Origin of the sequence: Leifsonia sp. NPDC014704, from assembly GCF_043083605.1 — a bacterium.
Classification (GTDB): Bacteria; Actinomycetota; Actinomycetes; order Actinomycetales; family Microbacteriaceae; genus Leifsonia.
Genome location: NZ_JBIBYW010000001.1, coordinates 1,383,794 through 1,394,639, shown reverse-complemented (window position 1 = coordinate 1,394,639; position 10,846 = coordinate 1,383,794). Strand labels below are relative to the sequence as shown.

The window sequence follows — 10,846 nt, the reverse complement described above, 5'->3', positions numbered from 1 at the left end:
CCAAATCTCCGGCAGCTCCCTGCGACGGGATTCGTGCCGAATGTGCGTTATGGCGCCGCCATAACGCACATTCGGCACGAATGTGGGGACGTCAGTCGTGGGGTGCGGGATGCGCGGGCGCGGAAGACGGCACGGCGGCCCGGCGCGCCCCCACGGCCCGGTCGAACAGCGTGACCGCGACGAGCGCCGCCGCGACCAGCGCGATCCCGATCGTCACCCCGACGAGTCCGATCACCGGCGACGCCAGCGGGAGGAGGAGCACGAGTGCGATCGCGACGAAAGTCTTCAGCGGCCGGATGACCACCTCCGACACCAGCGGAGCGTGCAGAACGTAGAGCATGAACAGGAACAGCGCGACCGGAACGGCCATCGCGTACTCCACCGCCGTGTTCGAGGCCTCCGAGTGCGCGGCGCCCGCCTGCACCGCGACCTCCAGCCCGGCGCCCAACGCCGCCAGCGACGCGAACACGAAGTAGTGTCCGTACCCCCAATAGAACGACCGGTTGCGGCGCGACCGCAGCCCCTCGGCGGCCGGCTCCAGGAAGTACAGCCACCACAGGGCGAACAGGAGCACCAGCCCGGCCACCGCGATCCACACCAGCGTGGCGCTGAATCCCGACTGGGCGAGTGCGTTCTGCACGCCGATCGCCGACGCCGACACCGACTCGCCGAGCACGATGATCGTGAACAGCCCGTAGCGCTCGGCGATGTGGTGGGGATGCCAGCTCGTCATCACGGGCCGCTCGGCCCACAGCGGCACCGCCAGTTCGAGCAGCGCGCCGAGCACGAAGGTCGCGACGGCGATCTGCGTCGGCAGGAATCCCCACGCCACCCACAGCACCTGGACCGCCGAGACGCCGACGGCGTACCGGATCGCCGTCTTGCGTCCCTCCGGGTACTCGATCGCCGCACGAACCCACTGGCCGACGAGCGCGAACCGCATGATCAGGTAGCCGACGATGATCGCCGTGAAGTTCTCGTGGTCGAACGCCGCGGGGACGCCGGCCGCGAGCACCAGGACTCCGCCCATCTGCACGAGGGTCATCAGCCGGTAGGGCACGTCGTCGGTGTCGTAGGCCGAGGCGAACCAGGTGAAATTCATCCACGCCCACCAGATGGCGAAGAACACCATCAGGTAGAAGGGCAGGTGGTCGAGGATGGTCCCGTTCTCACCAGCGTGCGCCAGCTGCCCGGCGACCTGCGCGATCGCGACGACGAAGGTCAGGTCGAAGAGCAGTTCGAGCGGGCTCGACACCCTGTGGCGCTCGTCGGTGGAGCGGCCGGTCATCCGGATGCGGAACGCGCTGGTCATGTGCGCCAGCATAGGAGGATGCGCCGCCGTCCCGTGCTCTCCGCCGTCACCGTCGCCTACCTGGCGGTCGTCGCGTGGATCACGCTGAACCCGGCGCCCGGGAACCCCGCGGGCAACCCGCTTCTGCGTTCGCTGCTGCGTTTCGTGTCGGCGGTTCCCGGCTTCGGCTGGGTGGATTATGCGGTGGCCGAGTTCTCGGCCAACGTACTCCTGTTCGTGCCGATGGGCCTGCTGTTCACGCTGCTGCTCGGCCGCTGGCGCTGGTGGCTCGCGGTCGCCATCGGGGTCGTCGCGACGCTGGTCATCGAGTTCGTCCAGCTGTTCCTGCCGGCGCGCTTCAGCGACCCGAGCGACCTGCTCGCGAACACGCTCGGGACGCTCGTGGGCGTCGGGATCGCGTTCCTCGTTCCTGTCACCCGTCTCCGTCGCGGTCGTAGGGTGGCCGCGTGGAGACGGTGACGAAGGAGCGGGTGGACGCCCCCGACGGGTTCTTCGAGGCGGAGGCCGCCGGGCTTCGCTGGCTCGGCGAACCGGAGGCGGACGGGGGAGCGCGCGTGGTGCGGGTCGCGGCCGTGAGCCGCGGACGGATCGAGCTGGAGCGCATCCGCGAGACGCGCGCGACGGAGGAGGCCGCCCGGGCGTTCGGCGCCGCGCTCGCGCTGTCGCACGCGGCCGGGGCCGCAGCGTTCGGCGCGCCACCGGCCGGCTGGGACGGTCCGCTGTTCATCGGCAAGCGCCCGCTCCCGATCGCGCACGAGGCCGGCTGGGGCCGGTTCTACGCGCGCGACCGCGTGCGGCCGTATCTGGAGATCGCCGTGGATGCCGGGAGCGTCACCATGGACCAGCTGCCGGTGATCCGTGCGGCCGTCGAGCGCGTGGAGTCGGGCGAGTTCGACGACGAGGAGCCGCCCGCGCGCATCCACGGCGACCTGTGGAACGGCAACCTGCTCTGGGACGCGCGCGGCGGCGTGCTGATCGACCCGGCCGCGCACGGCGGCCACCGCGAGACGGACCTCGCGATGCTCGCGCTTTTCGGCGCACCGCACCTCGACGACATCGTCGCCGGCTACGACGCCGCCCGGCCGCTGCGGGCGGGCTGGCGGGACCGCATCCCGCTGCACCAGCTGCATCCTCTGGCCGTGCACGCCGCCGGCTACGGGCCGTCGTACGGCTGGGCGCTCACCGACGCCGCGCGCGCGACGCTCGCGCTCTGAGCAGCACGCGGATCAGGAGGCGGGCGTCACCGTCAGGTCGACGGAGGCGAAGGGGAACGGGAAGACGTACGTCGTACTGCCGTTCCACGACTCCAGCGGGATCAGGCCGAACCACACGACGCCGATCAGCAGGCTGACCCCGGCGATCGCGGTGCCGACGAGTGCAGCGCGATCGAGGATGCGGAGGGCGTCCGCCTCGGTGCGAGCACGCCGCAGCACGCGTCCGATCGCCACGAACACCACGAAGGCGAGTGCCGCGAACACGAACGGGCTCGGGTGGAGCTGGAGGCTGACGCAGCTGTCGGCCGCGGGTCCTGCGCCCGGGCAGAAAGCGCGGGAGCCGTTCGACAGGAAGCTATAGCCGACGGCGACGAGCGCGGTCGCACTGATCAGCCGCCGCACCCGGATGAGGATCGCCGCGCCAGGAACGGCGGGCAGCAGCGCATCCCGTGAAAGAATCGACGCGTCCGCCGACCGTGGTGTCTCGCCCATCGGAATCCCCCTCGTCCCGGCTCGCTGACGGCCTCCATCCATCCTGGCACGGGCTGCGACTGATAGGATGCTGGTGGTCGGCCGAGCGCCGTCCATCCAACTCAATACCGAGAAGGAACCCGGAGCAGGCTGGCAGGAGCTGGTCCTCGGTGGTGGTATCCGGATGCGGTGGCAGCGAGAGCGGCCCGCAACCGTGTATTTCTACTGATGGCCAGACGGGCTCAGCCCACGCGATCCGCATGGGATGCCGCGTACACACGACGTGTCGAACTGCCTGTTCCTGCTCCTTGAATGACAGTCGCGTCCACACGGGACAGCGACGTTAAACAAAGGAGACAGACCTCTTGGAAGGTCCTGAAATCAAATTCGCCGAAGCCGTTCTCGACAACGGCCGCTTCGGCACCCGCACCGTCCGGTTCGAGACCGGACGCCTCGCCCAGCAGGCGCAGGGCGCCGTCGCCGCGTACCTCGACGAGGAGACCATGCTGCTGAGCGCGACCAGCGCCAGCAAGCACCCGAAGGACAACTTCGACTTCTTCCCGCTGACCGTCGACGTCGAGGAGCGCTCGTACGCCGCAGGCAAGATCCCCGGCTCGTTCTTCCGGCGCGAGGGCCGCCCCTCCACCGAGGCGATCCTGGTGTGCCGCCTGATCGACCGTCCGCTGCGCCCGTCGTTCGTCGACGGCCTCCGCAACGAGGTGCAGATCGTCATCACCGTCCTGAGCATCGCTCCGGACGAGTTCTACGACGCGCTCGCCATCAACGCGGCCAGCGCCTCCACGCAGATCTCCGGTCTGCCGTTCTCCGGCCCGATCGCCGGTGTGCGCCTCGCGCTCATCCCCGGCAACGGCACCCACGAGGACCAGTGGATCGCCTTCCCGAAGGCCGAGCAGCTCAAGGAGGCCGTGTTCGACCTCATCGTCGCCGGCCGCGTCCTCACCAACGAGGACGGCTCCGAGGGCGACGTCGCGATCATGATGGTCGAGGCGGAGGCAACCGAGAACAGCTGGAACCTCATCCAGGGTGGAGCGGTCAAGCCGAACGAGGAGATCGTCGCGCAGGGCCTCGAGGCGGCCAAGCCGTTCATCCGCCAGCTCGTCGGTGCGCAGAACGTCATCGCCGAGCAGGCCGCGAAGGCCATCGCCGACTACCCGGTGTTCCTGCCCTACTCGCAGGAGACGTACGACAACGTCGCCGGCCTCGCCTACGACGAGCTGGTGAACGTCTACCAGATCGCCGACAAGATCGAGCGCCAGAACGCCGACGACGCCCTCAAGGAGCGCGTCAAGGCCGCCCTCACCGAGAAGGTGGAGGCGGGTGTCCTCGACCCCGAGGTGCTGACGCAGTTCTCGGCCGCCTACAAGTCGGTGTCGAAGGTCGTCATGCGCGGCCGTGTGCTCCGCGAGGGCATCCGCATCGACGGTCGTGGCCTCACCGACATCCGTCCGCTCGACGCCGAGGTGCAGGTCATCCCGCGCGTCCACGGCTCGGCGATCTTCCAGCGCGGCGAGACCCAGATCCTGGGCGTCACCACGCTGAACATGCTCAAGATGGAGCAGCAGATCGACTCGCTCTCGCCGGTGACGCACAAGCGCTACCTGCACCACTACAACTTCCCGCCCTACTCGACCGGTGAGACCGGCCGCGTCGGGTCGCCGAAGCGTCGCGAGATCGGGCACGGCTTCCTGGCCGAGCGCGCGCTCGTGCCGGTGCTGCCGAGCCGCGAGGAGTTCCCGTACGCGATCCGTCAGGTTTCCGAGGCCCTCGGGTCCAACGGCTCCACCTCGATGGGCTCCGTCTGCGCCTCCACCCTGTCGCTGTTGAACGCCGGTGTGCCGCTGCGCGCCCCGGTCGCCGGCATCGCCATGGGCCTGATCTCCGACGTCGTAGACGGTGAGACCCGCTACGCGGCGCTCACCGACATCCTGGGCGCAGAGGACGCGCTCGGCGACATGGACTTCAAGGTCGCCGGAACCAGCGAGTTCGTCACCGCGATCCAGCTCGACACGAAGCTCGACGGCATCCCGTCGTCGGTGCTCGCCGGCGCGCTGAAGCAGGCGAAGGACGCCCGCACTACCATCCTGAGCGTGCTCAACGCCGCCATCGACCGTCCGGACGAGATGGCCCCGACCGCGCCTCGCGTGATCTCGGTCCAGATCCCGGTCGACAAGATCGGCGAGCTGATCGGCCCGAAGGGCAAGACGATCAACGGTATCCAGGACGAGACCGGCGCCGAGATCTCCATCGAGGAGGACGGCACCGTCTACATCGGCGCCACCGACGGCCCCTCGGCCGAGGCGGCCCGCGCCCAGGTCAACGCGATCGCGAACCCCACCAACCCGGAGGTCGGCGAGCAGTTCCTCGGAACCGTCGTCAAGATCGCCGCGTTCGGCGCGTTCGTCTCGCTGCTCCCGGGCAAGGACGGCCTGCTGCACATCTCCGAGGTCCGCAAGCTCGCCGGTGGCAAGCGCGTGGAGAACGTCGAGGACGTGCTCGGGGTCGGACAGAAGGTCCTGGTCGAGATCACCAAGATCGACGACCGCGGAAAGCTGTCGCTCGCTCCGGTGATCGCGGAGGAGGCCGCAGAGGCCCCCGCCGAGACCGCCCCCGTGGAGGCTCCCGCCGAGGCGTAAGCACCGCACCTCACCGAAGGCCGCGTCGACTCTGTCGGCGCGGCCTTCGTGCGTCCGGCCCGGCGCCCATGCCATCTGCTCCTGAGTTTTTCGGCCCGGAGGCGGCGTGTCGACCCGAAAAACTCAGGAGCTGATGGCGTGTGCGCGGTCAGGCGTCGCGGGTGAGGAGGGGGCGGAGGCGGTAGGGGATGAGTTCGCCCATGTCGAGGGACGTCTCGGCGCGGTCGACGCCGTCCGTCGACTGGATGATGCCGGTGATGCGGAAGAGGTCCTCCGCGTCGACGCACACGACGCGCAGCAGCAGGTCGGAGGGGCCGGAGAGGCCGTGCGCCTGCACGATCTCGGGGATGGCGGCGAGACTCTCGACGACCGCCGCCAGCCGCTGCTGCCGCACGTGCACATTGACGAAGGCCGCCAGGGGGTACCCGGCGACACGGGCGGAGATGCGCCGCTCGAACGACAGGAACGCGCCGCTGCGCTCCAGCTCGGCGACCCGCGCCTGGACCGTGTTGCGGCTGAGGCCGAGGCGATCGGCGAGGGACACGTTCGTCGATCGGGGGTCGTCCGCAAGGGCCAGCAGGATGCGGCGGTCGGTGCTGTCGAAGCTGCGCATAGTGTGAAACCTAGCAGGCACCCGCTCCGCCGCATAGTGCATCCTGCACCGTCGACACGCCGATGGTTGTGCGCGCTGATCGCGCGGCGTAGCCTTCCCCTAATTCCGGCGAAGGGGCCGGAAGCCGGTCGTGCGCGCCACAAGCAGCGTCGGCCGGGCGCGAGAGTGAAGGTTGCGTGAACCGTGACGATCGACAATCAGCCCGCCACCCGTCGGGGCGGCTCCCACACGGACCTCGGTGCCATGGACGAGCTCCGGCTCGGCGAGGCCGGACTCGGTGACCTCGGACTCGTCCGCCTCCTCGACGCCGACGGCGTCCGTCACGAGGACGACCGCTACGACGCCTGGGTCTCCGACATCGGAACCGACCAGCTGGTCGCGCTCTACGAGGACATGCAGGTCATCCGCCGCATCGACGCAGAGGCGACCGCACTGCAGCGTCAGGGCGAACTCGGCCTCTGGCCGCCGCTGCTGGGCCAGGAGGCCGCCCAGATCGGCTCCGGGCGCGCGCTCCGCACCGACGACTTCGTCTTCTCCAGCTACCGCGAGCACGGCGTCGCGTACTGCCGCGGCGCCGGCCTGGTCGACCTGCTGCGTGTCTGGCGCGGCACGACGCAGAGCGGCTGGAACCCCTACGACATCAACATGGCCACGCCGCAGGTGATCATCGGCGCGCAGACCCTTCACGCGACCGGATACGCGCTCGGCATCCAGGCCGACGGAACCGACGCTGTGGCGGTCGCCTACTTCGGCGACGGCGCCACCAGCGAAGGGGATGTGAACGAAGCCCTGATCTTCGCGGCGACGTACGCGGCACCCGTGATCTTCTTCTGCCAGAACAACCAGTACGCGATCTCGGAGCCCGTATCGCTGCAGGCGCAGCGTCCCATCGCCGACCGCGCTCCCGGCTTCGGCGTTCCGAGCGTCCGCGCCGACGGCAACGACGTGCTGGCCGTGCTCGCCGTGACGCGCGCAGCACTCGACCGTGCCCGTTCGGGCGGCGGCCCCACCTTCATCGAGGCGGTGACATACCGGATGGGTCCGCACACGACCGCGGACGACCCGACCCGCTATCGCGACGCGTCGGAGCTCGACTTGTGGCGCGGGAAGGACCCGCTCGCCCGGGTGGAGGCGTACCTCGACGCGCAGGGAGCCCTCACCGACGACCGCCGAGCAGCGATCGCGGCGAAGGCCGACGCCGTCGCGGCCGAGATGCGCGCAGGCATCGCCACTCTCGCCGACCCCGACCCGCTCACCGTCTTCGACAACGTCTACGCCGAGCCGCACACCGGCCTTGCCCGCCAGCGCGACCACTACTCGCGCTACCTGCGCACCTTCGTGGGGAGCGACGGACGATGACCTCACTGAGCATGGCCAAGGCCATCAACGCCGGGCTCCGGCGTGCGCTGGCCGCCGACGACCACGTGGTCCTGATGGGCGAGGACATCGGCACCCTCGGCGGCGTCTTCCGCGTCACAGACGGCCTGCAGACCGAGTTCGGGCCGCGCCGGGTGATGGACTCGCCGCTCGCGGAGTCCGGCATCCTCGGCACGGCGGTCGGCATGGCGTACCGCGGGTACCGGCCGGTGGTGGAGATCCAGTTCGACGGCTTCATCTATCCGGCTTTCGACCAGATCGTGAACCAGGTCGCGCGCATGCATTACCGCACGCAGGGCGCTGTCCGCATGCCGATCGTGATCCGGGTGCCCTTCGCTGGCGGCATCGGATCCGCCGAGCACCACTCGGACTCACCCGAGGCGTACTTCGCGCACACCGCCGGGCTGCGGGTGGTCAGCCCGTCCGATCCGCAGGATGCGTTCACGCTCATCCAGCAGGCGATCGCGTCCGACGACCCTGTGCTGTTCTTCGAGCCGAAGCGCCGATACCACGCCAAGGGAGAGGTGGATGAGGAAGCCCCGCTCGCCGACGCACGCCCGATGGGAACCGCACGGGTGCTGACGCAGGGGACTGACGTGACCCTCGTCACCTACGGCGGCCTGGTGCACCTCGCCCGGGACGCGGCCGTGGCCGCGGGCGACGAGGGCGTCTCGGTGGAGGTCATCGACCTGCGCTCGCTGTCGCCGCTCGACCTCGACACGGTCGTCGCGTCGGTGAAGCGCACCGGCCGCCTCGTCGTGACGCACGAAGCCGCGCTGTCCGGCGGCCTGGCCGCCGAGATCTCCGCGTCGATCACCGAGCGGTGCTTCTACCACCTGGAGCACGCGCCGGTGCGCGTGACCGGGCACGACATCCCGTATCCACCTGCACGCCTCGAGTCGGCGCACCTGCCGGACCTCGACCGCATCCTGGACGGCATCGACCGCGCCATGGACCGGCCGAACTCGCTGAGCGGGGTGGAGGACTGATGGCCGTCCGCGAGTTCGCGCTGCCGGACCTCGGCGAGGGACTGACCGAGTCGGAGCTGGTCGCCTGGAAGGTCGCCGTCGGCGACACCGTGCAGCTCAACCAGATCATCGCCGAGGTGGAGACGGCCAAGGCGCTCGTCGAGCTGCCCGCGCCGTACGACGGGCGGGTGTCGCGCCTGTTCGTGGAGCCGGGCGTCACGGTGGCCGTGGGCGAGCCGCTCGTGGCGTTCGAGGTGGATGCGGGGGAGTCCGAGGAGGATCTTCCGGCGGCTCCTGCAGCGCCCGCGTCGGAGACGGTTACGTCGGCGTCGCCGGATGGGCGTGAGCCGACCCTGGTCGGTTATGGTGCGCGGCCGGAGTCAGGTGCGCGCCCGGCGCGGCGGGCACGGCCGGGGGTGGCCGTGGCCGGAAGTGCGGCGGCAGGTGCCGGTTTGGTCGCGTCGGCCCAGGCGGCCCCGGCGGCGCAGACGGCCCAGACGACCGCGGCTGCGCCGGCCTCAGTTGCCTCGTCAGGCATGAACACGGGCGCGACGGCGACCGCGCTGGCCGAGCGCCCGCGCGCGACACCGCCGGTGCGCAAGTTCGCACGCGAGCTCGGTGTCGACCTGGCGTCGGTGGCCGGCTCGGGCGATCGGGGGCTGATCACGCGCGGAGACGTTCAGCAGTACGCCGAGCAGCGCGAGGGCGGCTCCGCGACAGCGGTGGGCGCGGCCACGGTGGATACGGGAGCGCGGGAGAAGCGCATCCCGATCCGCGGTGTCCGCAAGGCGACCGCCGACGCGATGGTCCGGAGCGCGTTCGGTGCGCCGCAGGCGACCGTGTTCCTGACGGTCGACGTGACGCCCACGATGGAGCTGGTGTCGCGGCTGCGCGCGCTGCCCGAGCTGGCTGAGGCGCGGCCGGGCCTGCTGGCCGTCGTCGCCAAGGCGCTGCTGCTTGCGGTGCGACGCACGCCGGAGGTCAACTCCCGGTGGGACGACGCCGCGAACGAGATCGTGCAGGCGGAGTATGTGCATCTCGGCATCGCGGCGGCGACGCCGCGCGGGCTGATGGTGCCGGTGATCCGCGACGCGGACGGCATGGCCCTCGGCGCCCTGTCCGGCGCGATCCGCAGCCTCGCCGAGACCGCGCGGGCGGGTCGGACCGCCCCGGCGGACCTCAGCGGCGGCACGATCACGATCACCAACGTCGGCGTGTTCGGCGTGGATGCGGGGACGCCCATCCTGACGCCCGGAGAGGCGGCGATCCTCGCCGTGGGCGCGGTGCGTCGTCAGCCGTGGGAGCACGACGGCGGCATTGCGCTCCGCCAGGTGCTCACCCTCGCGCTGACGTTCGACCACCGGATCGTCGACGGCGAGCAGGCCGCGCGCTTCCTCGCCGACATCGGCCGCATCCTCGCCGACCCCGCCTCCGTCCTCACCCTCGTCTGACCAGCGTCTGGCTGACGCAACACGCCGTGGCCGCCGCCGGGCGGACGGCGTGTTGCGTCAACCACGCACGCGCGGGCAGTGTTGGGCGGGACTTCAGCGGTGGCCTTGCAGGAAGCGTTCCCGTTCGCGGGACTGCTCTTGCTGCAGGTCTTCGTATTGCTCCTGGTACCGGGTCACGACGCGGTCGGCTTCGTGAGCCGCTTCCTCGTGCCGGTCGGCGAAACGCTGGAACTCGTGGCGGAAGTCGGGGTCATCGGCGGCACCGTGCTGAGCGACGGCCTGGTAGACGCTCTCCTGGATCCGGTAGATCTGCGACCGGTAGTGCATGAGATGCTCTTCCGCGTCTTCCAGTCGGCGCCGGGCAGCTGCGCTCTCCTCGTCGTGGGCGCTCTCGAGTTCGCCGAGCGATCGATACGTCACCATGTGATGCTGTTCACCGCCTTGCCGTAGTCGCTGTCCGCTTTCAGCGTGTCGATCCCCTGGGCGACCTTCTTCGCGACCTCGCCTCCGAGCACGGAGTTGCTGAACGCGGCGCCACCGAGGGTGAGGCCGATACGGCCGCTCGAGGCGGAAACGACCGCCAGGGCGGCCGCCTGCACCGGTACCGAACCGGCCCGGACGATTGTCGGGAGGGCGAGGTTCAGCAGGTCGACCGCCGCCCGGTGCAGGATCTGATCGACGTGAGTCAGGGTTTCGACAGCGTCCGAGGCGGTCCTGAGGGCGTCATCCAGCACGTCAGCAATGGTGCTGGACGAGATCTCCGGTAAGAACGACACGAGCGTCTCC

At 70.3% G+C, this 10,846-nt stretch carries 11 protein-coding genes; 6 read left to right on the top strand and 5 right to left on the bottom strand.

Annotated elements, in window-relative coordinates; all coding sequences use genetic code 11:
• Window positions 1-91 precede the first annotated feature (91 nt).
• Entirely contained in the window at window positions 92-1,312 is a 1,221-nt protein-coding gene (locus ACF1AJ_RS06785) for a low temperature requirement protein A (RefSeq protein WP_391506656.1), read from the bottom strand.
• An 18-nt stretch (window positions 1,313-1,330) separates the two neighbouring features.
• On the opposite strand from ACF1AJ_RS06785, the gene ACF1AJ_RS06780 reads away from it, so the two are divergent.
• A complete protein-coding gene (locus ACF1AJ_RS06780; protein ID WP_391506655.1) occupies window positions 1,331-1,771 on the top strand; it encodes a VanZ family protein in 441 nt (146 codons plus the stop codon).
• On the top strand, window positions 1,768-2,526 hold the full coding sequence (locus ACF1AJ_RS06775) for a fructosamine kinase family protein (protein ID WP_391507449.1): 759 nt from the start codon (window positions 1,768-1,770) through the stop codon (window positions 2,524-2,526). Before ACF1AJ_RS06780 ends, ACF1AJ_RS06775 begins: the two co-directional genes overlap by 4 nt.
• A 12-nt stretch (window positions 2,527-2,538) precedes the next feature.
• Here the strand turns inward: ACF1AJ_RS06775 and ACF1AJ_RS06770 are convergent, their stop codons facing one another.
• Window positions 2,539-3,018: a hypothetical protein gene (locus tag ACF1AJ_RS06770; protein ID WP_391506654.1), complete on the bottom strand. Its 480-nt coding sequence runs from the start codon at window positions 3,016-3,018 to the stop codon at window positions 2,539-2,541.
• Between the two features lie 344 nt (window positions 3,019-3,362).
• Here ACF1AJ_RS06770 and ACF1AJ_RS06765 point away from each other — a divergent pair, with 344 nt between their 5' ends.
• Window positions 3,363-5,651, top strand: coding sequence for a polyribonucleotide nucleotidyltransferase (locus tag ACF1AJ_RS06765; RefSeq protein ID WP_391506653.1), 2,289 nt, complete (start codon window positions 3,363-3,365; stop codon window positions 5,649-5,651).
• A gap of 148 nt (window positions 5,652-5,799) precedes the next feature.
• Here ACF1AJ_RS06765 and ACF1AJ_RS06760 read toward each other — a convergent pair whose 3' ends face one another.
• Window positions 5,800-6,264, bottom strand: a complete 465-nt coding sequence (locus tag ACF1AJ_RS06760) for an Lrp/AsnC family transcriptional regulator (protein ID WP_018190453.1) — start codon at window positions 6,262-6,264, stop codon at window positions 5,800-5,802.
• A 243-nt stretch (window positions 6,265-6,507) separates the two neighbouring features.
• Here ACF1AJ_RS06760 and pdhA point away from each other — a divergent pair, with 243 nt between their 5' ends.
• Genes pdhA through ACF1AJ_RS06745 form a run of 3 tightly spaced genes read left to right on the top strand, consistent with a single transcriptional unit; the run spans window position 6,508 to window position 10,060 of the window.
• Window positions 6,508-7,623, top strand: coding sequence for a pyruvate dehydrogenase (acetyl-transferring) E1 component subunit alpha (gene pdhA / locus ACF1AJ_RS06755; protein WP_391507448.1), 1,116 nt, complete (start codon window positions 6,508-6,510; stop codon window positions 7,621-7,623).
• Window positions 7,620-8,630, top strand: a complete 1,011-nt coding sequence (locus tag ACF1AJ_RS06750) for an alpha-ketoacid dehydrogenase subunit beta (protein ID WP_391506652.1) — start codon at window positions 7,620-7,622, stop codon at window positions 8,628-8,630. The genes pdhA and ACF1AJ_RS06750 overlap by 4 nt, the downstream gene beginning before the upstream one ends.
• Window positions 8,630-10,060, top strand: a complete 1,431-nt coding sequence (locus ACF1AJ_RS06745; protein WP_391506651.1) for a dihydrolipoamide acetyltransferase family protein — start codon at window positions 8,630-8,632, stop codon at window positions 10,058-10,060. The genes ACF1AJ_RS06750 and ACF1AJ_RS06745 overlap by 1 nt, the downstream gene beginning before the upstream one ends.
• A gap of 93 nt (window positions 10,061-10,153) precedes the next feature.
• Here ACF1AJ_RS06745 and ACF1AJ_RS06740 read toward each other — a convergent pair whose 3' ends face one another.
• Together ACF1AJ_RS06740 and ACF1AJ_RS06735 are read right to left on the bottom strand one after the other, a co-directional pair.
• Entirely contained in the window at window positions 10,154-10,480 is a 327-nt protein-coding gene (locus ACF1AJ_RS06740; RefSeq protein WP_391506650.1) for a hypothetical protein, read from the bottom strand.
• A complete protein-coding gene (locus tag ACF1AJ_RS06735; protein ID WP_391506649.1) occupies window positions 10,477-10,836 on the bottom strand; it encodes a hypothetical protein in 360 nt (119 codons plus the stop codon). Before ACF1AJ_RS06735 ends, ACF1AJ_RS06740 begins: the two co-directional genes overlap by 4 nt.
• Window positions 10,837-10,846: the final 10 nt, after the last annotated feature.

Bases quoted from the DNA above. Each gene is read 5' to 3' on its own strand.
- ACF1AJ_RS06785 (WP_391506656.1), bottom strand. From the start codon at position 1,312: ATGACCAGCGCGTTCCGCATCCGGATGACCGGCCGCTCCACCGACGAG.
- ACF1AJ_RS06780 (WP_391506655.1), top strand. From the start codon at position 1,331: ATGCGCCGCCGTCCCGTGCTCTCCGCCGTCACCGTCGCCTACCTGGCG.
- ACF1AJ_RS06770 (WP_391506654.1), bottom strand. From the start codon at position 3,018: ATGGGCGAGACACCACGGTCGGCGGACGCGTCGATTCTTTCACGGGAT.
- ACF1AJ_RS06760 (WP_018190453.1), bottom strand. From the start codon at position 6,264: ATGCGCAGCTTCGACAGCACCGACCGCCGCATCCTGCTGGCCCTTGCG.
- pdhA (WP_391507448.1), top strand. From the start codon at position 6,508: ATGGACGAGCTCCGGCTCGGCGAGGCCGGACTCGGTGACCTCGGACTC.
- ACF1AJ_RS06750 (WP_391506652.1), top strand. From the start codon at position 7,620: ATGACCTCACTGAGCATGGCCAAGGCCATCAACGCCGGGCTCCGGCGT.
- ACF1AJ_RS06745 (WP_391506651.1), top strand. From the start codon at position 8,630: ATGGCCGTCCGCGAGTTCGCGCTGCCGGACCTCGGCGAGGGACTGACC.